Genomic DNA, 26,853 nt, shown 5'->3' on the forward strand with positions numbered 1-26,853 from the left:
ATTAACTCCTTGGACACACAAATTGCATCAATTGGTTGCCTGTTTCAAGAAAATTTATTTTACGGACAACGGCGAATTGATGAGATTCCATATCTGATCTTTCAATTGTTCAATTCCTTCTTGGGTAATTGCAGAAATTAAAATACTGGGTATGGATGCTGGAACTTGCGTTTTTAAATCAGCGCGTTCTTCTTCGGAAAGCACGTCAATTTTCGAGATCGCGAGAATGCGATTCTTATCGAGAAGGGAAGGATTGTATATTCTTAGCTCTTGGAGCAATGTTTCGTATTCAGCATTAATGTCCTCACTGTCAGCAGGAACCATGAACAGCAGGATGGAATTCCTTTCTATATGACGCAAAAAGCGTAAGCCCAGGCCTTTTCCCTGAGATGCGCCTTCTATAATGCCGGGAATGTCGGCCATAACGAAAGATTTGTAGTCCCTGTAAGAAACTACGCCCAAATTGGGCACCAATGTGGTAAAGGGATAATCCGCAATTTCCGGGCGTGCTGCTGAAACCACGGAAAGCAATGTGGACTTGCCTGCATTAGGGAAACCAACCAGGCCCACGTCCGCTAACACCTTCAATTCCAGGATGATCCAGGCTTCAAGCCCTGCTTCTCCTGTCTGCGCGTGCTGCGGTGTTTGGTTCGTAGCCGATTTGAAATGGTCATTTCCCATTCCGCCGCGACCGCCTTTCAGCAGAATCACTTCCTGGCCGTCTTCTGTGATCTCAAAAAGTTGTTCTCCGGTTTCCGCATTTTTAGCGATTGTTCCCAGCGGCACTTCCAAAATAATGTCCTTACCGATTGCGCCTGAACGTCGCCCGCCTTCACCGCCTTTTCCATCAAAGGCTTTGATGTGCTTGGTATATTTCAGGTGGAGCAATGTCCATAGCTGGCTGTTCCCTTTTAGGATCACGTGACCGCCGCGTCCGCCGTCACCGCCGTCCGGACCGCCTTTTTCAACGTGTTTTTCCCTTCTGAAATGCAGTGAACCTGCACCGCCAGAACCGGAGCGCACATTAATTTTGACGTAATCAATAAAATTGGAGGAAGCCATGTGTATAGTGAATGAGTAAAATTATTTAACAGTAACCTGCGAAATGGCCTTATTAATTTCTTCAAAAATGAAATCAATCTCACCAATTCCGTCGATTGCAACAAATTTTCCTTGTTCCTGGTAATAGTCAGCAACCGGTTTGGTTTTGCTGTTGTATTCCTGGATACGTTTGCTGATCAGCTCTTCATTCTGATCGTCCGGGCGACCAGAAGTCTTTCCACGGTTAAGCAAACGAGCAAGCAACTCATTATCGTCTACAACCAACGCAATCATTACGGAAATACTTTCATCATAGCTGGCCAAAAGCTGGTCAAGCGCCTCCGATTGCTTTACAGTCCGCGGGAATCCGTCGAAGATGAAGCCGGCAGCATTCCTGTGTTCTTTTAACTTATTGTCGATCATGCCGATCACCACCTCATCAGGCACCAAAATGCCCTGATCCATCAATGTTTTTGCTTTAAGGCCCAATTCTGATCCTGCCTGGATTTCTGATCGCAGCAGATCACCTGTCGAGAGGTGTATGAGTTTGTATTTAGCAATAATATTTTCACTTTGAGTGCCTTTACCTGCACCCGGAGGGCCAAACAGTATAAGATTCAGCATAGTTGCAAAAAAAATTGATGTCGCGGTGGAATGGTGTTTTTCGGCAAATTTACAATTCTAAATAAATGCCAGCCTAATAGTTAGTAGTATTTTTACAATAAAAAATCCTCCTGATGGCTTAAAATCAGGAGGACATAGAATATTTTTTTGAATAAATCAGGGAATTACGACGCGTTTGACCGCCTATCTGTAACGATCACACTTACATCGCCTTTCTGCGGAAACTCGAATTTGAGGTTTAGCACATCATTATCAGGATTATTTGTATAAGCAGCCAGCGAACGCACACTTGCAGGTTTCAAGAAGTCCTCATAAGTGAGATTAGGTTATGTGTATGAATGGTTTACAAAATTATCAGAAGCATTTTTTAACGGGTGTTAAATTTTGTTAAAAACAAGATTGGCCCGGGCGGATGCTTTAAATTTGTTCTCAGCAAGAATGTTGGTGAATCCGGACGCCGCGTTGCACCGGAGAATTTAAATTTATGACGAAGAGGAAAATTCAGATAATAGTCGGCTTAATGTGCATTGCGCTCATTGGTCTTATTGGATTTCAATGGTATTGGATCCGTGAGGCCATTGCGATCCGCAATGAGCAGTTCAATCAAAAGGTTTCGGAATCCGTGCAGGAAGTGGTGCACCGCCTCGAAAAGCAGGAAATGATGTATCTGCTGCAACGCAGGATCGAAACAGAACAACAAAAAAGCAAGCTGAACCGCATTACCCAGCTGCGGAACACGCCGGTCAGGAAAACGCAGGTCACCAAAAGCAAACCTGCCCGCGAGCTAGCCCAGCGCACACAGCCCCGCATGGAAATCGCGATCGGTCCTAATGGCGAAGAAATACATTATCAGATCATTACAGAAGCCGTTCCAACCGATGTGCTCAGCCCGAATTTCCGGGTGATGGTGGAGCATCAGCAGCAGATCATGGAAGAATTTTTCCAGGCGCAGCAATATGGCGCGGCCGGCATCGATGAATTCATGCGCAGAAGGCTGGACGACGAAAGGCGCTTAGGAAACGCATTCAGAGGAATGCAGGAAAGTGATAGTAAAAAATACCAGACAGGCAACGGAATGCATCCTGATTCTGCTCAAAGGAAGATCGCGAACCGCCAGGTGGCCATTCCGGAGTCCAGAAAGAATGGCAAAAGCACCAACGTCTCCATCAGCGATGCGGAACCCGACCGGGCGTCGTTGCTGAAAGAGGTTATGAAAGATTTTATTTATACCAAAAGGCCTATCGAACAGCGCGTGAACCGTTTCCTGCTGGATACATTATTAAAAAAGGAATTTGTAGAAAATGGCATTGCGTTGCCTTATGAATTCGCCGTCAGGGGCCGGTCGGATAACAGTCTGATCTTTTCTACGGCGAGTCTGCGGCCTCGGGAATGGGAAGAAAAGTCTTACAAGGCATCACTATTCCCCAGCGAAACAATTAATGCACCTAATTCTTTATATGTATACTTTCCTGATCAGCAGAAATACATTCTGAGCAATATGGGTGTCATGTTCGGTGGCTCCGGCATTTTGATTATCGTCATTATGGCTTGCTTTTACATGGCTGTAACCACCATTTTGCGCCAGAAGAAGCTTTCCGACATTAAAAATGATTTTATCAACAACATGACCCACGAGTTCAAAACACCCATTTCAACCATTGCACTGGCTGCGGAAATGGCGCAGGAGAACTCAGCTTCGATTTCGCAAGCAGCGATCGGTTCGAGACTCGACCGTTATCTGGGCATTATTAAGGAAGAAAACAAGCGGCTGGGAACGCATGTCGAAAAAGTGCTGCAAATGGCGCTTCTGGATAAAGGCCATGTGAAATTAAAGATCAGCGAAGCCGAGGTCCACGACCTGATCGGCAAGGCTTTAAATGCGCAGAGCGTGCAGATCGAGCAGCGGGATGGAGAAGTGGATCTGGATTTTGAGGCGACGCATGAGGTGGTTTCAGGGGATGAAATCCATATTTCAAATGTGCTTAATAACCTCATAGACAATGCCATTAAATACTCACCTGAAAAATTGCACATCAGGATCAGGACCTGGAATGAGAACAACGGCATCAACATTTCAATTTCCGACAGTGGAATTGGCATGAACCGCGAGCAGCAGCACCGCATTTTCGACACATTCTATCGCATTCCAACGGGTAATGTGCATGATGTGAAAGGTTTCGGGCTGGGATTGAGTTATGTCAAAAAAATGGTCGAAGCGCACGAAGGAACCGTTCAGGTGGAGAGCAAACCGGGTGAAGGCAGCACATTTACCGTCTGGCTGCCCATTAGCAAAGAGGAACAATTAGTTTAGAAATTTCGTCTGCAACGCCTAACTTGCCATCTTTTTAGATGACCAGCTGCGATTTGCAGCAATTTCTGACTGTACAATGATTTCCAAAACATATGCCCCCCAGGAAATAGAGGATAAATGGTATTCCTACTGGATTGAAAACAAGTTTTTCAGTTCAAAACCAAATCCCGACAAGGAACCTTACTCCATTGTTATTCCTCCCCCAAACGTCACGGGTGTGCTGCATATGGGGCATATGCTTAATAATACAATCCAGGACATTCTGATTCGGAAGGCGCGCATGGAAGGCAAGGAAGCTTGCTGGGTTCCGGGAACGGATCATGCTTCTATTGCCACAGAGGCAAAAGTAGTTGCGATGCTCAAAGAACGCGGCATCAGCAAACGCGACCTTACCCGTGATGAATTTCTGGAATATTGCTGGGAATGGACGCACAAATACGGTGGCATTATCCTTCAACAATTGCGTAAATTGGGTGCTTCCTGCGACTGGGACCGCACGCGTTTCACCATGGAGCCCGATTTGTACGATTCAGTGATCGACGTTTTTATTGACCTGTATAATAAAGGGGACATTTACCGCGGCCACCGCATGGTAAACTGGGACCCGCAGGCGCGCACGACGGTTTCGGATGAAGAAGTGATCATGAAAGAGGTAAATCAAAAGTTGGTTTACTTAAAATATCCTTTGGTTGACGAAATCGGCGAGGCACTTACAGATGAGGCGATCATCATTGCCACCACGCGGCCCGAGACGATCATGGCCGATGTGGCGATTTGTGTAAATCCGCATGACGAGCGTTACCAGCATTTGATCGGCAGACAAGTTTCCATTCCATTAATCAATCGTGCGATCCCGATCATTGCGGATGAATATGTGGAGATGGAATTCGGAACGGGCTGTCTGAAAGTGACTCCTGCGCATGATGCGAACGATTATGTATTGGGCAAAAGACACGATCTGCCTGTTATCGATCTGCTGAACGAAGATGGCACATTGAATGACAAGGCGCAGATCCTAATCGGCGAAGACCGTTTTGTTGCGCGTAAAAAGATCATTAAGCTGCTGGAAGAATCGGGTAACCTGGTTAAAACAGAAGAATATAAATCCAACGTCGGCCATTCCGAACGGACGAACTCGGTCATCGAGCCGCGGCTTTCGGAGCAATGGTTTTTGAAAATGGAGAAAATCAGCAAGCCGGCATTCGAGAATGTGATGAATGACACGGTGCAGCTGATTCCTGCGAAATTTAAAAATACATATCGCCACTGGATGGAGAATGTCCGCGACTGGAACATTAGCCGCCAGCTTTGGTGGGGCCACCGCATTCCGGCTTATTATCTGAAAGACGGCACCACGATCATTGCCAAATCCAAAAGAGAAGCGTTGCGCAAAGCTCAGATGGATTACCAGCTTTTTGCGTTGACCGAAGAGGACATTGAGCAGGATCCGGACGTGCTGGATACGTGGTTTTCATCCTGGTTATGGCCGATCACTGTTTTTAATGGCATTAAGGAACCTGATAACGAAGACATTAATTACTATTACCCTACGAATGACCTGGTTACGGCCCCTGAAATCCTTTTTTTCTGGGTGGCGCGTATGATTATTGCCGGTTATGAATACAAAGGACAATATCCATTCAAGAACGTTTATTTGACCGGAATTGTGCGGGATAAGCAGGGCAGAAAAATGTCCAAATCGCTTGGTAACTCGCCCGATCCGATTGATCTCATCAATCAGTATGGTGCGGATAGTATTCGTACGGGCATGCTTTTTAGCTCGCAGGCAGGAAATGACCTTCCTTATGATGATAAATTGGTAGAGCAGGGAAGGAATTTTGGAAACAAGATCTGGAATGCTTTCCGCCTGGTGAAAGGTTTCCAGGTTTCTGATGATTTGTCATCTCCGGAAGGTTCGCAACTTGCTATACAATGGTTTGAAAGTAAATTAAACCAAACCATTCTGGAAGTTCAGGACCATTTCTCCAAATTCCGCATTTCCGATGCGCTTAACTCGGTTTACAAACTGATTTGGGACGATTTCTGCGCGCAATATCTGGAAATGATCAAGCCCGGCTTCGAGCAACCGATCGACAAGCAAACCTTCGAGGCCACATTAGAATTCTTCGACCGGTTAATGCGCCTTTTGCATCCGTTCATGCCATTTATTTCGGAAGAAATCTGGCAAAATATTATTGAAAGAAAAGACAAAGATTCCATTTGCATTGCACCATTCCCGCAAGGCGCAAACATTGATCAGTCGCTTCTGAATGATTTTGAAATACTATTTGAGGTTATTTCTGCGATCAGGAATTTAAGGAATGCAAAGAATATCAGTCCAAAAATTGCGCTTCCGCTTGCCATTCGCACGGATAGTGAAGCGCGTTACGCGGCGTTGGAACCGTTGATTTTAAAACTGGCTAATGTAGAAAGCATTGGTTATGTGACCGGCGAAGGTGAAGGAACAGCATTCAGGGTAAAATCGGATGAGTTTTTTGTGAATCTGGCGGATGAGCTGGACGTAGAAACTGAAAAGGAAAATCTGCAACGCGAATTGGAATACACGCAAGGTTTTCTGGACTCCGTGATCAAAAAATTGTCTAACGAACGCTTCGTGCAGAATGCAAAAGGCGACATTGTAGAGAAGGAGCGCCAGAAGCAGGCGGATGCGGAAGCGAAGCTGGAAACATTGAAAGAAGCGCTTGCAAGATTAGGTTAGTGTGAGTTTTCGTACCTTTGCGGCATGCAGACTACGCAAAACAAATTTGAGCAATTCAAGCTTAACCGTCAATTACTCAATGCCATTGAAGATGCGGGATATACCGAGCCGACACCGATCCAGGAACAAGCCATCCCGCTCGCTTTATCCGGACAGGACATTCTGGGCATAGCCCAAACAGGCACAGGCAAAACCGCCGCCTATACATTACCATTATTGATGCGCATCAAATATGCCCAGGGCGAGCACGCCCGGGCATTAATTATGGCCCCTACGCGCGAGCTGGCGATGCAAATTTCAGAGGCGATCACGCAACTGAGCAAATACACAGACATCCGGACTGTCGTTCTTTTCGGTGGGGTAGGAGCCAAATCACAGATTGAAGCGATCCGGAAAGGCGTTGACATTATCGTTGCTACCCCGGGCCGGTTCATGGACCTTTATTTTCAGGAAGAGGTTATTGTGAAGCATTTGAATGTCATGATCCTGGACGAGGCGGACAAAATGATGGATATGGGCTTCATGCCGCAAATTCGGAAGCTGCTCGAAATCATTCCAAGAAAACGCCAGAACATGCTTTTCTCAGCCACATTCTCGGATAAGGTGGAGAAGCTTTCCTTCGAATTTTTAGAATTCCCTACACGAATAGAAGTGACGCCGCAGGCCACAACGGCCGAGATGGTCACGCAGTCACTGTACGAGCTGCCCAATTTCCGCACGAAGGTCAATCTTTTGACTCATTTGCTGAAAGACAGGGAAGCATTCAACCGCGTCCTGATCTTTACCAGGAGCCGCGAGGTTGCGGGATTGGTGCACCAGAATCTTTTGGATGTAGTGGTTCGTGAAGATGAATTAAAAGTAATCCACGCCAACAAAGGACAAAACACCCGGACCAATGCGATGGAAGCATTCAAGGAAGGTTCTGTCCGCGTAATGGTGGCTACAGACGTGGTTGCCAGGGGCATTGACATTACGGATGTGGGCCACGTGATCAACTTTGATGTGCCGTTGATCTATGAAGATTACGTCCACCGGATCGGGCGGACGGGACGTGCAAACCGCATTGGGCAGGCCATTACGTTCATGACGATGGCCGACGAATACCACATCCAGAAAATCGAAAAAATGATCCGGATGGAGATCCCCAGAATGCAGTTGCCTGACGATCTGGAAATTGCGTCAACGCCCGTTACAGAGCGCCAGGACATGCTTCGTGAGATCGATAACCAGAAAAGAAGAGAAGATCCAACGTTTTTGGGAGCCTTCCATGAGAAGAAAAAAACCTATCGCCCGGCGCAGAAACAACCCGGTAAAGGAGGGTCAAACCGGCGCAATTCATCCGGAAGAAGTAAACGGAAATAATGCAATACAATTCGGATAAAACCGTTTAACTTGGACAATAGAAAACCTGTTTCTCTATTATAAGTTACCTATGAAAGAGTCCGTTGTTATTTGGCTTGCTATTCTTATTCCAGTATTTGGCCTTGCACAAAACACCCATCTCGCGAGCGCCGGACCAAATACAGATACGAACCTTGCTCAAAAAAAGCCCTTAGAATTAAAAGAAAGACGTGTGCTTCCGCTGTTCGGGGAAGTAAGCAAAACCTCTGAGCAGATTGACGAGGAAATCCGTTTTCTGAGTGAATGTGATAAGTCATTTACGAGCCGTACCGAGGCAAGCAGCTTTTTTACAGCACGCGCCTGGGAATATTTGCAGGAAGGATCATTGGATACAGCCTGCTATCGTTTCAACCTTGCACATTTACTGAATGATAAAAATGTGGAAGCCTATTGGGGGCTGGGGGTAATTTCCTACCAGCGCGAAAACTGGGTTGACGCTAAGAGAATGTTAAGCCGAGGAATCGGTTTGCAGGGCGAGAATGTCCCGTTACTCGTTGATTTATCAACAGTTGATCTAAAACTTTACGCGATCACAAGCCGAAAGGAAGAACTCGATGAGGCCGCCGAATTGCTCAACCGGGCCACTGCATTAGATTCGACTTATGCATTGGGCCAATATAACCTGGCGTTGCTGCATTATAATCTCAATGATCTGGATAAGTCCTGGGAACATTTACACAAAGGCCGGACTCTTGACTTTAACCAGATGAACCTTGATTTTGTGGAACTGCTAAAAGCTAAAAAGCCTGATCCGCTAGGGTTCTTTAAATAGCATTCGATTTTGATATACATAAAAAAAGTCTCCCGTGAAGGAGACTTTTTTCGTTTGCTGCAATAACTTTTACTTGAAGAAAAATCCGGTTGGAGCAACATTCACTTTGATAGAATCAACAAGCGACCCGTCTGCGCGGTAACGCACCGCATAACCCGCCTGCGCGTATGAAGGCGTCACGCCTGCGTAAAGAAGTCCTTGCGTAGGATCCACTGCCAGGCCTGTGAAAATGCGTTTGATTAATGGCGTAGTAACATTAACCTGTGCATCGCTAATGCCGAATTTATAAGTTGCTCCGTGCTCGCCAACAGCGTCAAAAGAGGACAGGACAAAGAAAACGGTTCTGCGATCCGAGCTAAACGCAAAGTTGTATGCGCTTTTGGTGGCGTCGCTGCCTAATGACAATGTAGCGTCCGCATTGTAAGAATCAGGGTTCATTTTGATGACCTTAATGCCATCATTTACCCAAAGTTTCCCATCCGCATCCAGTCCGATCGGGTTCGGCGCACTTTCAAAAGGAAGTGATCTTTCAATTGCATTTGTGCTCGTGTTAATCACCGTCAATGTTGTGCCGCCGCCATAGGAAACTGTTCCTGCAAACAACTTGCCGTTATTGAAAACCAGGTTTTCAGGGCCGCCCGATGTAATGTCAATCTGGTTAACCACTTTATTGGTAAGCAGGTCAATAACAGCTACATAGCCGGTTGTGAATTTGAAATCTGCGTTAGCTCCCCAGCAAGAAACATATGCTTTATTATTAGCCCCAAAAACCACTTCCCGAGGGTTTTCAATTTCCGGCGCACCAATGGTCGCTATTTTCTGAAAAGTGTTGCTGTTTACGATCTCGACCTTGTCCTGCCCGGCAGACATATTATCCACCAAAATGATCCCGGTCGCGTCCTGCGCTACATAATCCTGCACGCCGCCTTTTAATGTTGTCCCGTTTGCTGCATCATAAATGTCAATCTGCGCAGTGGTTTGTTCTCTGGTGAAGAATGAGATCGCTCCGTTATTTTGGGAGAAATTGCCTTCATTCACCACAAATACGCCCTGGATATAATCGCCCTTCGGAGCAGGGTCGCTTTGGTTACACGACCATGCGAAAAGGGATAAAGATGTAAATGCTGTTACTCTGAATAACTGTTTTTTCATTTTCTGTTTTATTAATTGTAAAAACTTTTGCCATGTAACCGACTGAAAAATCATTTTGCGGAATGTGGCGGATCATAAATTAAAATTAAACTCAGTGCAAAACTCCTTCCGGGCATTGCATTGTTCCTTACATTTAAATAGAACGTGTTTGCAAGATTATTGATCTGTCCCTGCAAGCGCATTTTTACTTTATCCCAAACAAAAGTATGTTCCGCCAGCAAATTTGTGAGCGTATATCCTTCTAAAAATTGTAAGTTGTCAAAAGTGCTGAAGCGTTTGCTAATCGTCTGCGCCTGACCGGTCAGCCTTGTATTTCTATATTGGATAAATGCATTCAAATTTCCGGAATGCATGGGCACAAACACAAGCTGCTTGCCAATAATATCAGACGAATAGGCGTCATAAGCCCTTTCCTGAGAACTGTTGTTGCGTGCATACCCAAGATTAATACCCGATTTCCAGTCATTTACATCATATCGCCAGCCAGCCTGCAGCTCAATTCCGCGTGCCAGCACTTGCTGCAAGTTTTCTACGTGGTAACTTTTGGTGGGATTCCAGTAAGTCCAGTCCTTAATGCGGTTGTGATAAGCCGTTAATGATGCAGAAAATCCATGGTTTAAAGGCGTAGCAATGTTTTGTTCCAGCCCGATTTCTTTATTCCAGCCATTTTCGGGCCTGATATCCGGATTTCCCAGGTCTTTCCAAAAACGCTCATTCAATGTAGGCACGCGGTAACTTCTTCCTACCGAACCCTTTGCTTTCAAATTGTAACCTTCTTTTTGGGCTAAAACATATTCTGCACCCAGCGAAGGCGTGAATGGCGGATCGAATTTGGTTACAAATGCTTGCCGCAGGTTTGCGGAAACGACCAGGCGCGCAGTTGCTTGCCAGCGGGTAAGCAGGAAAAGGTCGCCTCTGTTTTCGGTAACCAATGCTTTATCATATCCCGCAACATGCGCGCGGTAATGTGCCCATTCGCCACCCGCCTTGATTTGAAACTGATTGAATTGAAAATCGCGTTCAATGCGGTTTGAAAATTTGTCGGTTACTGCATGGTCCAATTGGCGGTAATCGCCTTTCGCATAATCTATAATGTCCCTTACCCAGGAAGTCCGGATTGTAAAATCCTTGTAATTATAGCGCAGCATGGTTCGGTAAGCCTCTGTTAATGTCAGCTCACGGCCCGCTTTGTCCTCAGGTGTTAATGTAAGCCGGTTGCGGGTCAGCCACACATGCGCCGAAATCTGGTGATCATTTTTTGAATTGAAAAACAGATCCTGTACGAGGCCGCTCTGCAAGGAAGACGATGGCAAGACTGTATACTGATTCCGTTCTGAATAAGGGAAATCGTTGTTCATACGACCGTCATACACATTGGTTTTCCCCGAAAAGCTCCACTGATCATTGATCACAGCTGCATAACGGGCTGTAACCTGCGTCTGATGATTGTTAAAACTTTCGTGCTGACGGCCAACAGAAAGCTGCAAAGGCCGAGTTGAAGGCGCACTTCCCAGCAAAATGCTTCCACCCACCGCATCGCTCCCGACAATGCTCGCAGCAGAGCCATATTGAACAGAAAGCTGGTCAAAACCGGTTACAGGAATCGTTGAAAAATCAGTTTGGCCCAGGATAGGTGAGTTAATGTTCAGCCCATTCCATAACACAGCGGTATGATTAGCCGATGTTCCACGGAAGGAAGCCGTATTTAATTGTCCCGGCCCGTAATTTTTAAATGCGATCGGAGTGTAAAGCGAAAGCAGGTCGCTGATATTCTGAAAGCGGAAAACATTCAGGGAAGTTGAATCGAACTTTTGAATTTTGAGCCCGCTCATGAATTTTTCAGGAACAAAACCTTTGACGATAACAGGTTCAAGGCGAATGCTATCTCGTTGCGCAACAAGCATTTCCGGGAAGAAAAGGCATGTGGCAATGGTCAAAGCCAAGAAAAACTTCCGGTCAATAATCACCCTGGTGTCAAATATGTAGCACGATCAGCTTCGCTTTTCCTCCGAAAACAAATTTGATGAATTCATTCTTTGGCAGGTCTCCTGGCTTGTCTCTTGATCCATGGCCTTCCCGTTCGTGGAACAGTGGCATGGGGGATGGATCATTTTTACAGACTCACAGTTGCGGGGACAGCTTCCGGTTCAACGGAATTCCCTATTAAGCCTTATTGCCGCATTGAAGCAGCTTATGGCGCCAAAGGTGCAAAGGTAGGAAATTGGCCGGATTTCCGACTCTGTACGATATGCTTTATCTTTGGCCAAAATCCTGATCATTTTTGGCTGCTCCCGCTCAAAACTTAACCGTAACTTCTTCGCAAAAAGGCATATACCTGATGCTGGGCGCTGCGTTTTTCTTTTCCCTCACATCGGCCATTTCCAAATGGCTGGGCCGTGATTTTCACATTGTGCAACTGGTATTTTTCAGGAACATTGTGGGCGTGGTCTTTGTGGTGACCAGCATTTGGCGCCGCCCGATCCGGCAGCAGGGAGGCAAACTCGGCTTGCTTATTTTTCGGGGTGTTGTGGGTACATTATCGCTATACATGCTTTTTTATGCTATTCAAACATTGGGATTAGGCCGCGCTTCCACTTACCAATACACATATCCTATTTTCTTAGCATTGTTATCCTGGCTGCTGATCGGTGAAACGCTGAATGCGCGTGAGTGGGCGGCTATTTTTGTTGGTTTCACCGGCATCATGTTCGTTTTTCGGCCGGACCTTTCGATTTCGTTCCGGGATAATGCCTTGGGGCTTGGTAATGCATTGCTAACCGCCATTTCTTATTTATCTATCAGGCAGTTAGGCATTGTTTATGACACGCGGGCGATCATTCTTTCGTTCATGCTGAGCGGCATTATCATGCCTGTTATCTCCATGCTCGTAGGGACTTATTATCCCATGGAAAATCTCGATTTCCTGATCGGTACATTCACCTGGCCAGCCAACATTTCACAATGGCTGGGATTTCTGGCACTTGGATTAACAGCATTAATGGGCCAACGAATGCTGACGCAGTCTTTTACATTCGACAAAGCAGGACGCGTCGCCGCGATTGGTTATTCCAACATTTTATTTTCAGTTTTAATCGGATTTTTCATGGGCGAAGCCATTCCTTCACTTTCCATGCTAACCGGCATGTTGCTGATTGTGGCGGGAGGGATTATGGTTTCGCTGGCCAAAAGAAAACCTGCGGTTTCCAGTGATTTGGAATAAAGTCGGTCATTCTGAACAATTATTCCGCATTGAAAAATGTTAACTTATTGAAATCAAATGAAGTTATGAAACGATCAGCTACATCTCTTTTTCTGTTTTTTGTCATGCTTACCGTCGCAACGGGCTCCAAATCCGATGGGAATCGGCCTGCGGAAGGCATTCAATGGCTGACAATTGAAGAAGCTTACGCCAAAATTCAGCAGGAGCCACGAAAGGTTATGATTGATGTTTATACGGATTGGTGTGGCTGGTGCAAAGTAATGGACCGCGAAACTTTCAAAAACAAAGCCGTGGTTGAATACGTCAACCGCAAATACTACGCGGTCAAACTCGACGCTGAACAGAAAAAAGCCATCACATTAGGCGATAAAAAATTTGAATTCCTTGCCGAAGGCGGCCGCGGCGTACATCAGCTTGCATTGGCATTAACCAACAACCAGCCAAGCTATCCAACCACCGTTTTCCTGGACGATAAATTCAACATGATCCAGCCACTACCCGGCTACATGAAACCCAAAGAATTCCACCAGGTTATCACCTTCATAGGCGAAGATTACCACAAAAAAGAAGCATTCGAAGACTATAAAGCGAAGACTTATAGTTCGTTGTTTGCGGGTAAGTAGGCTTGTTAAGCTCCCTAAACCGTCTCGCCTTCCTGCATGCGCTCTGCGTTTTCTGCGATGCGTAGTCTTTCGATGAATTCTCCGATGTCGCCTTCCATAACGGCGGGAAGATTGTAAACTGTGTAGCCGATGCGGTGATCGGTAATGCGGCTTTGAGGATAATTGTATGTGCGGATCTTGTCGGATCGGTCGCCGCTTCCTACCATTGATTTCCTTTGAGAGCTGATGGCATCATTATGCTCTTTCAATTTGATCTCGTAAAGTCTCGAGCGCAACACGCTCAACGCCCGGTCTTTGTTTTTCAATTGAGAACGTTCATCCTGGCAGCTCACCACCAATCCCGAAGGTATGTGTGTTAAACGAACCGCCGAATAAGTCGTGTTAACCGACTGTCCACCAGCGCCTGACGATTGAAAAGTATCCACACGCACATCATTCATATTGATCTGAACGTCCACCTCCTCAGCTTCCGGCAACACTGCTACGGATGCAGCCGATGTGTGAATGCGACCCTGCGATTCAGTTTGCGGAACGCGTTGCACACGGTGTACGCCTGACTCAAATTTCATTTTCCCGTAAACGTCCTCGCCTTCAACTTTACAGATAATCTCTTTATATCCGCCGTTTGTACCTTCGGTAAAATCCATGATTGAAGAACGCCAGCCCATTTTCTCAAAAAACCGCTGATACATTCTGAACATGTCACCCGCGAATATCGCAGCTTCATCACCACCGGTTCCGCCGCGGACTTCGAGGATAATGTTGCGGCTATCGTTAGGATCTTTTGGAATAAGTAGCTCTTTAATAGCTTGTTCGAGCTGTTCCAATTTTGGGGTCAGGTCGTCCAGTTCTTCCTTGGCCATCTCGCGCAGCTCCTCATCTTTCTCAGTTGTGATGAGTTCTTTGGTTCCGGCAATATCTTTTTGAAGTTTCAAATAAAGTGCGTACTGCTCCACGATCTTTCCCAGATCCTTATATTCCTTGCTTATCTTGGAATAACGGGCTGAGTCGGAAACGATTTCAGGTTGTATAATTTGTTGCGAAACTTCTTCGAAACGTTCTTTTATGGCTTCTAATTTATCGATCATCTTTATTGAATATCTTTGGCACCACGCATTCGGGGCACAAAGATACGCATTTTAGATAAATGAAGGTTTTCTGAGATATCGGCGGGCTTATGAATTAGATGCTTTGGAATACTGTTACCAATTTATAATGTGCATTGAAATGAAAAAAATACTGGTTTTTGCGGCGTTGATCATGGTTATGGCAGGCTGCGATACGGGAAACCGCGTTGAAAACACCAAAGAACTTTCCAATGAAATAAATGCGTCGAAAATTAAGCGCGTTACCAATACACAGCTCATTTATTCTGCCGATGCCTGGGGAAAAAAGATTGCAAAAATTGCTGAAAAGGCCCTGGGTAACGAATTGGAGAAGCATCCCGACAAAGCCGGGGAAGTTTGTAAAAACCTTGGCGAAATTCCGGTCATAGCAGCATTGCAAAAAGAATATGGTGTCAAAGTTGAGCTCCTGGATCTGACTGATCTCAAAAACCCGGACCTCGCGCCGAAAGAGCGGGAATTGCTTGACGCATACCTTTACAGCGCCAAAAGCAAATCCGCCGCCAGCGACAACTTACAGCAGCTCAGCGACACATTACTCGTCTACAACGTTCCCGTCCCTACCGAAAGCATCATCTGCAAATCATGCCTGCCCAAAGACGAAACCCCCTTCGCCGTTTGGAGACTTCTGTTTAACAAAAAGGACATCATCCGAAAGCTAGATGCAAAGCAGTTGAAGGATTGATTTTGTCTCTAAGGAACGCTTTTTTAAAGACCAGGAGTAAAAACTACCACTTCATTTCACTCCTTATGCAGGCTCCTGTTAATAAAACGATTCCGAAAGTTATTGAGAATGAGGTTTTAAAGGCTTTGTCTTTTTATCCGGAGTTACAGGAGACGCGCATTGATTTTGTATTTAAAAAGAACATCAAGCGGTCTGTCATGCAGGCGCAGCCCAAAATTGGGACGATGTTTGGGGCAAAACGGGGCTATAACATCAACATTAGCGCGCTTTTCCGGTTGACAACTTCTGCGATTCCCATTCACCAGATCCCGCCGGACATTATGGTCGGCTGGATTGGGCACGAACTAGGGCACGTGATGGATTATGAAAACAGGGATGTTCTGGGGATGATGCGGTTTGGGATTGGTTATCTGTTTTCAACCAAATATATACGGCAGGCGGAAAGGGTTGCGGATACTTATGCCGTAAACCATGGATTAGGAAGCTATATCGTTAAAACAAAGCACTTTATCCTTAATCACGCGAGTTTGTCGGAGAAATATAAAAACAAAATCGCCCGGCTGTATCTTTCGCCGGACGACATTATGGAGCAGGTTAGGAAGCTTGAAATAGCTCAACTGGATGATGAGAATCAGGAGAACTAAGAGTTGTTTCTGACATAATATTCAAATTTCAGAAAATCTTCTTCCTTCATAACGCGTGGGATTTTGACCTGTCCGCCCAGTTTTTTAGTGTCTTCGCTCCATTTGTAGAAAATTTCTTCCGGGATCAGTTCTGTTTCTATACCCGTTAAAGCGCGCCCTCGCGCAACATTGTAGTTCTTATTATTCTCCCGAAGTGTCTTATCCAGCGACTCTGCGACTTTTTCGCAATCCGGAAATTTATCACAACTTAAAAACCATTTGTGAATGTAATCTTCGCCCCGGTGAACTGCTGCGACGATAAATTCTTTGATCACCACATCATATTCCTGCTCAACAACCCGCAGCGCGGCATTCATTTGATTTACAGAAAGTTGCGAACCAACTACATTCAAAAAATGCTTGGTACGGCCTGTGATTTTAATCTCAGCTTTTGATTTGTCCGTAATTTGAACCGTATCACCGATCATGTAACGCCACGCGCCTGATACTGTGGATATTAGCAGCACATATTCTACATTTTCCTCTGCATTAGCGAGAGATAAGACCGTTGATCCAGGTTTAACCAGGCCGTTCTCATCGACATGGTCACCATCGAAAGGCACGAATTCGTAGAAGATGCCATTATCCGGAAAAAGCGCCATGGAGGCCGTATCGGGGCGTTTTTGAATAGCAATGAAGCCTTCGGAAGCCAGGTAAGTGTCAATGTAAATGAGCGGGTGCGCAAATAACTGTTCAAGGCTTTTCCGGTAAGGCTCAAATGCAACCCCTCCCGTTGTATAAACCATCAGATTGGGCCATATCTCGTGAATGTTGTTCAGTTTGTTGTGGCTAATGATCTCTTTCAGCATTAATTCAACCCAGGCCGGAATGCCTGAAATACACCCGATATCCCATTTTGGGGCTTCTTCTGCGATTCTCTTTACGCGCTCGTCCCAGTCGGCTATATCTGCAATTTCTCTCCCCGGCTTGTAAAATCCGCCAAACCAAGTCGGCAGGTTACTGGCACTGATCCCGCTGATCTCACCTTCCTGATGGTCGTCTTTCTGGATCAGTGAAGTGCTGCTGCCGAGCATTAATATTTGTTTGGTAAAAAAATCACCAGGCAAATCGAATGCATGAATATTTGTAATTTCTGAAATGCCCGCTTTTCTGATCACATTCAGCATATCATCTGTTACGGGAATGTATTTGCTCGCACTCGTAGTTCCGCTGCTCAGCGCAAAATACTGCTGTCCGCCCGGCCAGGTCACATTCTGATGGCCTTCCAGCAAATAATGCCACCATTCTTCGTACATTTTATCGTAATCGTGAACCGGCACTTTGTTTTGAAAAGCAGTAACAACATCATCCGCTTTCAGGAGCTCCGAAAAGTCATACGCTTTTCCAAAAGCCGTTAATCGGGCTGTTCCTAGCAGGTTTCGTAAAACTTTCTCCTGTGCTTTAACGGGATCAGGATCACTGGTAAGCATTCCTGTGAAATCAATTGCCTTTTTAATCAGTTCTCCGATTACCGCCATGCGTATATGATGCTTTAATTGAACAAAATCATTTGATAAAATAAGGATTTTAAAAACCCATGCCACTTCATAAATTTGATTTTCCAAAACATATCAGCATGTCTATGAAGACATTGAAAGAGGTCAAAACTTCGTGCTATCTAATTTTTAAGGGCATACTCGCATTGTTTATGCTCATATTCGGGTTGAATCCTGTGGCTTTCGCTCAAAATAACATCCTGGTTTTTCAGTCGGATTTTGGTTTAAAGGACGGAGCGGTTTCAGCTATGAAAGGTGTTGCTACTAGCGTGTCGCCAAACCTGAAAATGTACGATGTAACCCACGAAATCCCCGCCTTTAACATTTGGGAGGCGTCTTACCGATTGGTTCAAACTGCTCCTTACTGGCCAGCAGGGACCGTTTTTGTGTCGGTTGTGGATCCGGGAGTGGGAACTGATCGGAAATCCGTGGTCATGAAATCCAGATCAGGACATTATTTCGTAACACCCGATAATGGAACATTAACATTGGTTGCTGAACAGCTTGGCATTCAGGAAGTTAGGGAAATTGATGAAGCGGTCAACCGGCGGAAAGATTCAAATGAATCCTATACATTTCATGGCAGGGATGTGTACGCGTTTACAGCTGCACGTTTGGCTGCGAACGTCATTACGATGGATCAGGTAGGTAAGAAGCTTGATAATCAAGTGGTTTCCATTCCGTATCAAAAGGCGGTTTTTGAAAACGGGCAGCTTAGGGGCAGCATTTCTATTTTAGATGTCCAATATGGGAATGTTTGGACCAACATTAATAAAAAGCTGTTCAACAGACTGAACGTAAAACTAGGCGAGGACGTCCGTGTGCAGGTTTTTAATAAAAATGAGAAGATTTACGAAGGCAAAGTTCGCTATGTGAACACGTTCGGGGAAGTGAAAGAAGGAGCGGATGTGGGTTACTTCAACAGCCTGCTGAATTTCTCTCTCGGAATTAATATGGGAAGCTTTTCTGAAAAATATAAGGTGTCAAGCGGAGGGGAGTGGCGAGTTGTTTTAACCAAATAAAACAACCCGCCGAAAATCATTACTTGCTTACGACGTGGTAGATTTCATACCAGTCTTCGTGGCTCAACTTTATATCCGAAGCGCTTGCGCCATTTCTGATGCGTGTTTCAGAAAGGGAGCCAATGATGGGTAAAGTGCCCAATCTCATCAGCCACGCAACCGCGGTTTGCTCAATGTTAGCATCATATTTTTTACCAACTTCATCAAGTTTCGCCCTTAACTTCACAGCTTTTTCTTCCGTCCCGTTCAAAATTTTACCACCTGCGAGCGGTGCCCATGCAAGCGGTTTGCTGAAACTTTGCTTGATAAAGTCGATCCGGCCGTCTTCAATGGCCGTCGTATTCATCAAATTCAACTCAATGTGATTCGTAACGATTGGGATTCTAAGATAGGAAGCCAGTAACTGGTGCTGGAAAACAGTGAAGTTGGCTACGCCGATATGCTTCGTTTTTCCCGATTTAACAATTTCTGCAAGCGCAGTCGCGGTTTCTTCCGGGTCAGCCAGAAAGTCACTTTGATGCAAAAGGAAAATATCCAGATAATCAGTTTTCAGACGTTTTAACGACCCGTTAATGCTATTGACAATGTGATCCCGGGACGTGTCATAATAGGTCAGATTTTTATCACTGGATTTTCTGATCCCGCATTTGCCAAACAAAACGATATCATCTCTCTTGAAAGATTTGTTCTGGACCACTTTCCCAAAATGCTCTTCAATCGCAGTATCTCCATAAACATCGGCATGATCAAAAGTATTGATACCCAATTCCAGACAGAGATTGACAGTTTTCTCAATTTGAGACGTGGTTTGGGCACCTTCGTCTGTCCATCTCCAGAAGCCATAAATTGCTTCGGATACTTTTGGACCAGAGTCGCTTAAACTAACTTTTTTCATAAGGCGGATGTTTGAATGCTGGTGCAAAAATATCTATTTATCCAAACGTTTATCTTTTACGATCAGATAAATATCGTTTTCCAGTTCGAGATAACCATAATCGTAGACGAAATGGTAGATGTTTCCTTTCAGCGTCGGGCGGATGCTGGTGATGAGATTGAAGTCAAATCCCTTGCCCAGGAGCAGGCTTTTTGTTGTTTTAATCTTGTCTTCTGGGCAGACGTCTTGCAGGATCCGGCGGTTTTTCCGAAGCTGGTTGTTCATCGTCCTGACAATGTTATAAGAATCTGAATTTAACCGGTTATTGTAGCTGTTCCGGCACATATCCAAGCAGAACTTCTTGTCTACTCTTCCCATCAGTGGTTTCCCGCATTCCAGGCAATTCTTCATTTCTTCAATATTTAGCCAGATCCGCTTTACGGAATCCGGTAAGTGTGCATATATAATCCAGTCTTGCAATATAGCAAAATTACTTTTTTGGCGATAAACAAACGGATTTTCCCGTTTGCAAACGGCTGCAAATGCTTGTACATGACTGTAAATAGTTAATACCCGAATCGCGTCACAATGATCCAGCACATTTGCATGGTCGATTGATGAAGATCGATTTGTCAGATTAATCATACATTCTAAAACAAACAGAAATCATGAACTCAGTAAAATTGATTGGTAATGTAGGCCGGGAAATCAATGTGAAGGAATTTGAAGGCGGAAGGGCGGTAACCTTTTCGTTGGCTACGGACGAGAACTATATTAATAAGAATAAAGAGGAGGTCAAATCCACTTCCTGGCATTCGGTCATTGCCTGGGGGCCGCTGGCGCAACGCTGTGAGGAAATGCTTGAAAAAGGGAAAATGGTTTCTGTGGAGGGCAGATTAAGTTATCGCCAATACGTAAATAAGGATAACCAACAAGTGCGGACGGTGGAAATTGTAGCTTTTAAAGTAGAAGAGATCACCAGGAATCAGCCGCGGGAAGCAGATGCATAACATGAACAAAAAAACCTGGTCTTAACAACATTGAAGTAATTAAGACCAGGGAATTTATGAACAACAGAAATAACTTATAGACTGTTTTCCAAAGCTTCTTTCCAGTTGCCGTAAGCCTCTTTGGTGGCTTCCGTCAATGCTGTATCAGGTTCAATAGTGCTAAGCGCAGACAGGCCTACAAAAGCCTCAGACCGGTTTTTGTAATAACCTAATCCAAACCCTGCCGCGCGGGCAGCGCCCTGGGCGCCATCTGTGTTGTAGAGTTCAACAGTTGCGCCGGATACGTTTGCAAAAGTTTCGCGGAAAACGGGACTCAGGAACATATTGGCTTCTCCTGCACGGATGTTTTTCAGGGATACTCCCACCGTTTCCATGATTTCCATGCCGTAATACAAGGCGAAAACAATGCCTTCCTGAGCAGCACGTGTGTAATGGTTCAAACCGTGCCGGCTGAATTGCAAGCCTTTGAATGTGCTTCCGGGATCCTGATTTTCAAGCATCCGCTCAGCACCATTTCCAAAAGGGAGGCAGAACAGCCCATCGGCACCAACGGGAGCCTGCGCAGCAAGCGCATTCATTTCGGGATATGAAACATTGCCCTGGAATAGTGAATTGCGCAGCCAGCCATTGAGGCTGCCGGTGCCGTTTACGCAAAGCAGTACACCGTAACGGGATGCTTTTGATATTGGATTTACATGCAGGAATGTGTTCACGCGTGATTTTGCGTCAAATTTTACCTGATCACTTACGCCGTAAACTACGCCCGAAGTGCCGGCGGTTGCTGCAACTTCGCCTGGTTCGAGGACATTCAGCGAGAATGCATTATTAGGCTGATCTCCCGCGCGATATGTCACCGGAATGCCAGCACGAAGTCCCAATGCTTCTGCTGCGGATGCAGTTACTTTTCCTTGTTCGGAGAATGTTGGTAAAACCTCCGGCATGATTTCGTGATTGAAGCCAAAGTAGTCAAACAGGAAATCGGCCGGACGATCGTTGACGAAATCCCAGAAAATGCCTTCGGATAAGCCAGATGGCGTAGTAACAATGTCGCCGGTCATGCGCGCAGCCAGGTAATCGCCGGGAAGCATGAATTTATAAACCTTTGCATACACATCAGGTTCGTTTTCTTTAACCCAACCTAACTTGGATGCCGTGAAATTACCAGGAGAATTCAGCAGATGCGGGAGCACATATTCTTCTCCCAATGCTTCCATTGCCTTATTTCCAACCTCAACCGCGCGGCTGTCGCACCAGATGATGGATGGGCGTAACACATTCATGTCCTTATCCACAACCACCAAACCATGCATTTGATATGAGATTCCGATTGCGCCAACTTCTTCCGGAGAAATACCAGCTTTCTGGATCACTGCTTTTGAAGCCAGACATGCATTTTGCCACCACATTTCAGGCTGTTGTTCTGCAAAGCCAGGCTTGGGTGCGGCGATCGTCATTTCCCGTTCAGGATAAAATGCAGCGGCAGCCACTGCCCCCGAGTCTGCGTGGATCAAACATGCTTTTACGGACGAACTGCCTAAATCGAATCCCAGGAAATACATTGTGCTGTTATGATTAAAATTGCTGTAATATTTAAATATAAGCCGAAAAAAATACAAAAATGTTCCCTCGGTTTTGAAAAAACAAACTGTTAAGTGTAAATATTACACTTATTTAATTTCTTGCCGCTAAACCTCTTTTACCACGAAAAACAAAAAAGATATCCAGTGCCGGAAAAATTCACTATTTTAATGAAGATATTGAAACAATTTGAATCTATTTGTAGTCTTATTTGTGTTATCGATGCAAAGCACCAAATAGCTGATTGTTAATTTCAAGGTGTAAATTTTAAGAAAACGGAGCATCCTTCAATGGGTATTATGAAAAAAATTGTACAAGTGTTTTTAATTGGTGGCTTTATTGTAATGTTCGCCGGATTCCGCCCCATCGATAAAAAGTGGGAAAAACCGTTCTCCCGGCTGGATAGTGAGGTAAGAAAGAACAGCAAAGCATATCAAACGCTTGGTGAGGCAACGAAGACGATCGGGCATAGGCTAACCGGCAGTGTGAATGGGGAAAAAGCCGAAGAATATGCATTTCAGCTACTGAAAAGTTATGGATTTACGGATGTAGCATTTCAGCCCTTCGAAGTTGAAGCATGGATGCGGGATACCGTAACATTGTCTATTGCACCTGGCAGCAGCGATAATTTCAGAGAGGTTCCGGTTGTTTCGCTGGCACATTCGCCTGTTGAATCCAAACTTCAAGGTGAAATTGTGGATGTTGGGAATGGTCTGGAAGAGGATTTTGAAGCGATTAAGGAGCGTGTAAAAGGCAAAGTAGCACTCGCTAATATCAATCTGGTAGGATCGTCGGGTAAGAAAAACTTGCACCGTTCAGAAAAAACGGCTTTGGCGATCAAATATGGCGCAACTGGTGTGATCATGGTCAATGGAGCACCGGGAAAGATCCTGCTTACGGGAACGGCTTCGGTTACGGGCGCTATCATCTCAATCCCGGCAGTCTGCATTTCGAACGAGAGCGGTGGTGAGCTTAGGAAATGGCTGAAAGAGGAAGGCCCGCTGGAAGCACACATTGATATGCACAACATTTCAAAACCGATCAAGGCAAGAAATGTGATTGCAACATTAAAAGGCAAGACAGATGAAAAGGTTATCATCGGCGGTCACCTGGATTCCTGGGACCTTGCAACCGGTGCGATTGATAATGGCATTGGATCTTTTGCGGTGATGGACATTGCCAGAGCGTTCAAAGCATTGAAAGTGAGGCCCGAGCGTACGATCCAGTTTGTGTTGTTCATGGGCGAGGAGCAGGGACTTTTGGGTTCGAAGCATTTTGTGGGAGAATTGAAAAAGTCAGGTGAGATCAATAAGGTGAGTTATATGATGAACCTGGATATGACCAACGACCCGAAAGGCGTTAATGCTTTTGGAAGGGATGAAATGACTGAATTTTTTGCGGGGGTAGGCAGCGCCATCCAGCGTGTGGACCAAACCTTTAAAAATGAATCGTCAAACCGGGCTGGCTTACATAGTGACCACCAACCGTTTATGCTTGAAGGCGTTCCCATTGCAGGATTATCAGGGCATTTAGATCCGAATGTTTTGCAATGTTACCATGCTGACTGTGATGATTTTAGTCTTGTAAATAAAGATCAGTTCGAGAACACCGTGCGCATTGCATCCATGTATTTATATGCGCTCGCAAACACCGAAACCATTGCTGTTTCCAAGCTTTCCGACACCAAAACCCGTGATTATCTGATCTCGCAGGGATTGAAGGAAGAGCTGGTAATCGGGCAGGAATGGCGATGGGAACAATAACATTGAGTAATGCTTGTATTTCCAAACGCGAAAATTAATATCGGCCTGAATATCGTTGAGAAACGTCCTGACGGCTATCATAACATTGAGTCTTGTTTTTATCCCGTTGGCTGGTCCGATGCGCTGGAAATTACTTTGGAAGAGCGTTTTTCCTTCGAAAGCGATGGCATAGCGATCCCCGGGAGTGTATCGGACAACCTGTGCACGAAGGCATATCAAATGATCGCAGCAGATTATCCGTTGCCGCCCGTGAAAATGCATTTATTGAAAAGCATTCCAATCGGTGCCGGACTTGGCGGAGGTTCTGCGGATGCGGCTTTCGCGATCAAGGCGCTCAACGAGCAGTTTGATCTGAAAATATCTTTTGAAAAACAGCTTGCTTACGCACGTAGATTAGGAAGTGATTGCGCTTTTTTTATTCCGAATAAACCCGCCTATTGTTTTGAGAAGGGAGACCTTTTTGAAGACATTGAGCTGAATTTGAAGGGGAAATGGATTGTTCTGGTTAATCCTGGCTTACATATTTCAACCGTTGAAGCATATTCAGGCATTGTCCCGAAACACGGCGGGCATGATTTGCGTCATGTATTGAAAGAGCCAATTGCGAATTGGAAGTTTCAGGTAAAAAACGATTTTGAAGCAACGCTTTTTCCGAAATATCCTCTTTTAGCAGAAATCAAAGAAGCGTTATACGAACAAGGAGCTTCATATGCTGCAATGAGCGGTTCGGGGTCAACCTTGTTTGGGATTTTTGAGCAGGAAAAGGATTTAGAAAAGCATTTTACCGGTTACACAGTCTGGCAGGGACCGCTGGATTAAAAATTAATATCAGGGTACAAAACGCGGGAAATAGTAACTATATTCACCTCCCGCTTGAAAAGCACTAGCGAAAAGAGTTGAAAATGAGCGCCAAACCAACAACCAAATTAAAGGAAAACCCTTTCACCAAGCGGCGGGAACCTCTGGGTTTCATGCTTTGGCTAGGTGTGGTCGGAAGCTCTTTGCTCTTTACTTCCATCTTCATTATTTTTCTATTCAGGGTGCAAAGGGAAACGGGGCATATGATGGTCCTGCCGGATATGTTCTGGCTGAGCACATTGGTGATTCTGTTTAGCAGCATAACATTGCATGAAGCGAACCTCGCCTTTGCCAGTGAGCGTTTTTTGCATTACCGTGTCTTCCTCGGCGCAACGCTCGTACTAGGCATCACATTTATCTTATTACAGGTAGGTGGATGGGCCGAAATGCTCAATTCAGGCTTATTTGAAGGTGTTACCACGTCCAGCGGACTGGTTTATCTCCTTACCGGTCTGCATCTTGTGCACATACTTGCAGGAGTCATTTATCTCAGCATTCTTTTCCAAAAGGCCCTCAAAAACCGGACTTATGTAGACTCGTTTGTTTACAGCGTGAATCCTCCGAATCGGTTGAGAATCAAGTTGCTGACCCGATACTGGCACTTCACCGGCGCGCTCTGGCTGGTTGTGTTTCTCTTCCTGATTGTTCTTTATTAAATTCTGATTTTTCCTTACTAACGCTTCCTAAAAATTACGTTTGAGGCTTCTCCTGGCTAGAAATGTGCTCAGTAATGTGAGAACAGCCGCCATAATCATAGGCGCGCCTGGTAAATATACAGGTGCAGATGGTTGCGTGAAAAAGGAAAATAAGTTGGTCATAAGCGGCGGTCCGATGATGGAAGTCAGACTTTGCAAGCTCGTTAATGCGCCCTGAATCTCGCCTTGCTCATTGGGCTGAACCTGGGTTGAAATAATGCCTTGTAATGCTGGCCCCGCAATGCTTCCTAAAATGTAAGGAACCATAAATGCATACATCATCCAGCCTTGCGTGGCAAATGCGTATAAGATAAAACCAACCGCATACAACAGCAGACCAATATAAACACCTCGTTTCTGTCCCAGTTTTGGCAAAATAAGCCTTATTAAATAGCCTTGCACAAATGCACTCAACACACCCACGGCACCCAATGAATAGCCAATGTGTGCCTCGTCCCAACCGAATTTTTCAATCACATAAAATGACCAGTTGCTCTGCACCGCATGTAACGCCACATAAAGGAGCCCAAGCGAGAAAATCAGCCCGTAAATGACGGGGTAACGTTTCAGGTTTTGGAGTGAGCCGATCGGGTTTGCGCGTGACCATTCAAATTTTCTGCGGTGCTCGGCTGACAATGATTCTGGTAAAATAAAATAGCCGTATAAGCAGTTCAGCAATGAAAAAACTGCGGCAGCGATGAAGGGAACGCGGGTTCCATACTGGCCCAGCAAACCTCCAACAACCGGACCAATAATGAAGCCTAACCCAAAAGCAGCGCCTAAAAGCCCGAAATTCTGTGCGCGTTTTTCGGGCGTGCTGATATCAGCAATGTATGCTGCACCTGTTGTAAAGCTCGCGCCCATGATCCCCGCAATGATGCGCCCAACATACAGCCAAGCAAGCGTAGGTGCAAAGGCAAGGAAAATATAGTCAACACCAAAACCAAATAATGAAGCCAGCAGCACAGGACGCCGCCCGAACCGGTCGCTGATCCCGCCGATAATAGGCGCACAAAGAAACTGCATCGACGCATAAGCAAACAGGAGCCAGCCACCGTCGCGGGATGCAGCGCTGATGCTGTCGCCGGTGAGTTCGCTGATCAGTTTCGGCATTACGGGAATAATAATGCCGAGCCCGATTACATCAATAAGTAAGGTGACGAAAATAAAACCAAGTGCAGGAGACCGTTTGGCATTCATGA

The 26,853-nt window shown here is 45.4% G+C and carries 23 protein-coding genes and 1 riboswitch; of the genes, 13 read left to right on the forward strand and 10 right to left on the reverse strand.

Annotation, left to right across the window (positions count from 1 at the left end; translation table 11 throughout):
- Positions 1-54: 54 nt before the first annotated feature.
- Positions 55-1,062 carry a GTPase ObgE gene (gene obgE / locus L0659_RS16435; protein ID WP_235127708.1) on the reverse strand — a complete coding sequence of 336 codons (1,008 nt, stop codon included), beginning with the start codon at positions 1,060-1,062 and terminating at the stop codon, positions 55-57.
- A gap of 21 nt (positions 1,063-1,083) precedes the next feature.
- The gene (locus L0659_RS16440; protein ID WP_235127709.1) at positions 1,084-1,665 is read right to left on the reverse strand and encodes an adenylate kinase; all 582 of its coding nucleotides are present in this window, start codon (positions 1,663-1,665) and stop codon (positions 1,084-1,086) included.
- 484 nt (positions 1,666-2,149) lie between these two features.
- On the opposite strand from L0659_RS16440, the gene L0659_RS16445 reads away from it, so the two are divergent.
- The 4 genes from L0659_RS16445 (at position 2,150) to L0659_RS16460 (ending at position 8,868) form a co-directional block, all read left to right on the forward strand.
- Positions 2,150-3,976, forward strand: coding sequence for a sensor histidine kinase KdpD (locus L0659_RS16445; RefSeq protein WP_235127710.1), 1,827 nt, complete (start codon positions 2,150-2,152; stop codon positions 3,974-3,976).
- Positions 3,977-4,052: 76 nt separating this feature from the next.
- On the forward strand, positions 4,053-6,695 hold the full coding sequence (locus tag L0659_RS16450) for a valine--tRNA ligase (protein WP_235127711.1): 2,643 nt from the start codon (positions 4,053-4,055) through the stop codon (positions 6,693-6,695).
- Positions 6,696-6,719: 24 nt separating this feature from the next.
- Positions 6,720-8,057, forward strand: coding sequence for a DEAD/DEAH box helicase (locus L0659_RS16455; RefSeq protein WP_235127712.1), 1,338 nt, complete (start codon positions 6,720-6,722; stop codon positions 8,055-8,057).
- A 70-nt stretch (positions 8,058-8,127) separates the two neighbouring features.
- Positions 8,128-8,868, forward strand: coding sequence for a M48 family metallopeptidase (locus L0659_RS16460; protein WP_235127713.1), 741 nt, complete (start codon positions 8,128-8,130; stop codon positions 8,866-8,868).
- Positions 8,869-8,937: 69 nt separating this feature from the next.
- Here the strand turns inward: L0659_RS16460 and L0659_RS16465 are convergent, their stop codons facing one another.
- Positions 8,938-10,020 (reverse strand): YncE family protein, encoded by a 1,083-nt coding sequence (locus L0659_RS16465; RefSeq protein WP_235127714.1) that lies wholly within the window; start codon positions 10,018-10,020, stop codon positions 8,938-8,940.
- 50 nt (positions 10,021-10,070) lie between these two features.
- Entirely contained in the window at positions 10,071-11,963 is a 1,893-nt protein-coding gene (locus L0659_RS16470; RefSeq protein ID WP_235127715.1) for a TonB-dependent siderophore receptor, read from the reverse strand.
- 77 nt (positions 11,964-12,040) lie between these two features.
- Positions 12,041-12,239, reverse strand: a riboswitch (cobalamin riboswitch).
- 62 nt (positions 12,240-12,301) lie between these two features.
- Here L0659_RS16470 and L0659_RS16475 point away from each other — a divergent pair.
- A complete protein-coding gene (locus tag L0659_RS16475; protein WP_235127716.1) occupies positions 12,302-13,240 on the forward strand; it encodes a DMT family transporter in 939 nt (312 codons plus the stop codon).
- Positions 13,241-13,305: 65 nt separating this feature from the next.
- Positions 13,306-13,863 (forward strand): DUF255 domain-containing protein, encoded by a 558-nt coding sequence (locus L0659_RS16480; protein ID WP_235127717.1) that lies wholly within the window; start codon positions 13,306-13,308, stop codon positions 13,861-13,863.
- 14 nt (positions 13,864-13,877) lie between these two features.
- Here L0659_RS16480 and prfA read toward each other — a convergent pair whose 3' ends face one another.
- Positions 13,878-14,951, reverse strand: coding sequence for a peptide chain release factor 1 (gene prfA, locus L0659_RS16485; protein ID WP_235127718.1), 1,074 nt, complete (start codon positions 14,949-14,951; stop codon positions 13,878-13,880).
- Between the two features lie 139 nt (positions 14,952-15,090).
- Here prfA and L0659_RS16490 point away from each other — a divergent pair, with 139 nt between their 5' ends.
- A complete protein-coding gene (locus L0659_RS16490) occupies positions 15,091-15,672 on the forward strand; it encodes a hypothetical protein (protein WP_235127719.1) in 582 nt (193 codons plus the stop codon).
- A 65-nt stretch (positions 15,673-15,737) separates the two neighbouring features.
- On the forward strand, positions 15,738-16,316 hold the full coding sequence (locus L0659_RS16495) for a hypothetical protein (RefSeq protein WP_235127720.1): 579 nt from the start codon (positions 15,738-15,740) through the stop codon (positions 16,314-16,316).
- On the opposite strand, the gene L0659_RS16500 is transcribed toward L0659_RS16495, so the two are convergent.
- Positions 16,313-17,833, reverse strand: coding sequence for a GH3 auxin-responsive promoter family protein (locus L0659_RS16500; RefSeq protein ID WP_235127721.1), 1,521 nt, complete (start codon positions 17,831-17,833; stop codon positions 16,313-16,315). The genes L0659_RS16495 and L0659_RS16500 overlap by 4 nt on opposite strands.
- A 59-nt stretch (positions 17,834-17,892) precedes the next feature.
- On the opposite strand from L0659_RS16500, the gene L0659_RS16505 reads away from it, so the two are divergent.
- Positions 17,893-18,873 carry an S-adenosyl-l-methionine hydroxide adenosyltransferase family protein gene (locus L0659_RS16505; protein ID WP_235127722.1) on the forward strand — a complete coding sequence of 327 codons (981 nt, stop codon included), beginning with the start codon at positions 17,893-17,895 and terminating at the stop codon, positions 18,871-18,873.
- Between the two features lie 19 nt (positions 18,874-18,892).
- Here the strand turns inward: L0659_RS16505 and L0659_RS16510 are convergent, their stop codons facing one another.
- Complete coding sequence (locus tag L0659_RS16510; protein ID WP_235127723.1) at positions 18,893-19,768, reverse strand: aldo/keto reductase family oxidoreductase; 876 nt, start codon at positions 19,766-19,768, stop codon at positions 18,893-18,895.
- 33 nt (positions 19,769-19,801) lie between these two features.
- Complete coding sequence (locus tag L0659_RS16515; RefSeq protein WP_235127724.1) at positions 19,802-20,158, reverse strand: hypothetical protein; 357 nt, start codon at positions 20,156-20,158, stop codon at positions 19,802-19,804.
- A 257-nt stretch (positions 20,159-20,415) separates the two neighbouring features.
- Here L0659_RS16515 and L0659_RS16520 point away from each other — a divergent pair, with 257 nt between their 5' ends.
- Complete coding sequence (locus tag L0659_RS16520) at positions 20,416-20,757, forward strand: single-stranded DNA-binding protein (RefSeq protein WP_235127725.1); 342 nt, start codon at positions 20,416-20,418, stop codon at positions 20,755-20,757.
- A 74-nt stretch (positions 20,758-20,831) separates the two neighbouring features.
- Here the strand turns inward: L0659_RS16520 and L0659_RS16525 are convergent, their stop codons facing one another.
- Positions 20,832-22,316 (reverse strand): xylulokinase, encoded by a 1,485-nt coding sequence (locus tag L0659_RS16525; protein ID WP_235127726.1) that lies wholly within the window; start codon positions 22,314-22,316, stop codon positions 20,832-20,834.
- A gap of 318 nt (positions 22,317-22,634) precedes the next feature.
- On the opposite strand from L0659_RS16525, the gene L0659_RS16530 reads away from it, so the two are divergent.
- From L0659_RS16530 to L0659_RS16540, 3 genes are all read left to right on the forward strand, one after another.
- Complete coding sequence (locus L0659_RS16530) at positions 22,635-24,098, forward strand: M28 family peptidase (RefSeq protein WP_235127727.1); 1,464 nt, start codon at positions 22,635-22,637, stop codon at positions 24,096-24,098.
- 9 nt (positions 24,099-24,107) lie between these two features.
- Positions 24,108-24,917, forward strand: a complete 810-nt coding sequence (gene ispE, locus L0659_RS16535; protein ID WP_235127728.1) for a 4-(cytidine 5'-diphospho)-2-C-methyl-D-erythritol kinase — start codon at positions 24,108-24,110, stop codon at positions 24,915-24,917.
- Positions 24,918-25,000: 83 nt separating this feature from the next.
- Entirely contained in the window at positions 25,001-25,612 is a 612-nt protein-coding gene (locus L0659_RS16540) for a heme-copper oxidase subunit III (RefSeq protein WP_235127729.1), read from the forward strand.
- 27 nt (positions 25,613-25,639) lie between these two features.
- Here the strand turns inward: L0659_RS16540 and L0659_RS16545 are convergent, their stop codons facing one another.
- Positions 25,640-26,851, reverse strand: coding sequence for a TCR/Tet family MFS transporter (locus L0659_RS16545; RefSeq protein ID WP_235127730.1), 1,212 nt, complete (start codon positions 26,849-26,851; stop codon positions 25,640-25,642).
- Positions 26,852-26,853 lie beyond the last annotated feature (2 nt).

Source organism: Dyadobacter sp. CY347, assembly GCF_021502655.1.
Lineage (GTDB): Bacteria > Bacteroidota > Bacteroidia > Cytophagales > Spirosomataceae > Dyadobacter.

What these genes read in the sequence shown, in the direction of transcription:
- L0659_RS16495 (WP_235127720.1), top strand. Translation starts at nt 15,738, where the DNA reads ATGCAGGCTCCTGTTAATAAAACGATTCCGAAAGTTATTGAGAATGAG.
- L0659_RS16530 (WP_235127727.1), top strand. Translation starts at nt 22,635, where the DNA reads ATGAAAAAAATTGTACAAGTGTTTTTAATTGGTGGCTTTATTGTAATG.
- L0659_RS16510 (WP_235127723.1), bottom strand. Translation starts at nt 19,768, where the DNA reads ATGAAAAAAGTTAGTTTAAGCGACTCTGGTCCAAAAGTATCCGAAGCA.
- L0659_RS16440 (WP_235127709.1), bottom strand. Translation starts at nt 1,665, where the DNA reads ATGCTGAATCTTATACTGTTTGGCCCTCCGGGTGCAGGTAAAGGCACT.
- L0659_RS16500 (WP_235127721.1), bottom strand. Translation starts at nt 17,833, where the DNA reads ATGGCGGTAATCGGAGAACTGATTAAAAAGGCAATTGATTTCACAGGA.
- L0659_RS16445 (WP_235127710.1), top strand. Translation starts at nt 2,150, where the DNA reads ATGACGAAGAGGAAAATTCAGATAATAGTCGGCTTAATGTGCATTGCG.
- L0659_RS16490 (WP_235127719.1), top strand. Translation starts at nt 15,091, where the DNA reads ATGAAAAAAATACTGGTTTTTGCGGCGTTGATCATGGTTATGGCAGGC.
- L0659_RS16465 (WP_235127714.1), bottom strand. Translation starts at nt 10,020, where the DNA reads ATGAAAAAACAGTTATTCAGAGTAACAGCATTTACATCTTTATCCCTT.
- L0659_RS16505 (WP_235127722.1), top strand. Translation starts at nt 17,893, where the DNA reads ATGCCACTTCATAAATTTGATTTTCCAAAACATATCAGCATGTCTATG.
- L0659_RS16460 (WP_235127713.1), top strand. Translation starts at nt 8,128, where the DNA reads ATGAAAGAGTCCGTTGTTATTTGGCTTGCTATTCTTATTCCAGTATTT.
- L0659_RS16525 (WP_235127726.1), bottom strand. Translation starts at nt 22,316, where the DNA reads ATGTATTTCCTGGGATTCGATTTAGGCAGTTCGTCCGTAAAAGCATGT.
- prfA (WP_235127718.1), bottom strand. Translation starts at nt 14,951, where the DNA reads ATGATCGATAAATTAGAAGCCATAAAAGAACGTTTCGAAGAAGTTTCG.
- obgE (WP_235127708.1), bottom strand. Translation starts at nt 1,062, where the DNA reads ATGGCTTCCTCCAATTTTATTGATTACGTCAAAATTAATGTGCGCTCC.
- L0659_RS16540 (WP_235127729.1), top strand. Translation starts at nt 25,001, where the DNA reads ATGAGCGCCAAACCAACAACCAAATTAAAGGAAAACCCTTTCACCAAG.
- L0659_RS16545 (WP_235127730.1), bottom strand. Translation starts at nt 26,851, where the DNA reads ATGAATGCCAAACGGTCTCCTGCACTTGGTTTTATTTTCGTCACCTTA.
- L0659_RS16455 (WP_235127712.1), top strand. Translation starts at nt 6,720, where the DNA reads ATGCAGACTACGCAAAACAAATTTGAGCAATTCAAGCTTAACCGTCAA.
- L0659_RS16515 (WP_235127724.1), bottom strand. Translation starts at nt 20,158, where the DNA reads ATGAAGAATTGCCTGGAATGCGGGAAACCACTGATGGGAAGAGTAGAC.
- ispE (WP_235127728.1), top strand. Translation starts at nt 24,108, where the DNA reads ATGCTTGTATTTCCAAACGCGAAAATTAATATCGGCCTGAATATCGTT.
- L0659_RS16480 (WP_235127717.1), top strand. Translation starts at nt 13,306, where the DNA reads ATGAAACGATCAGCTACATCTCTTTTTCTGTTTTTTGTCATGCTTACC.
- L0659_RS16450 (WP_235127711.1), top strand. Translation starts at nt 4,053, where the DNA reads ATGATTTCCAAAACATATGCCCCCCAGGAAATAGAGGATAAATGGTAT.
- L0659_RS16520 (WP_235127725.1), top strand. Translation starts at nt 20,416, where the DNA reads ATGAACTCAGTAAAATTGATTGGTAATGTAGGCCGGGAAATCAATGTG.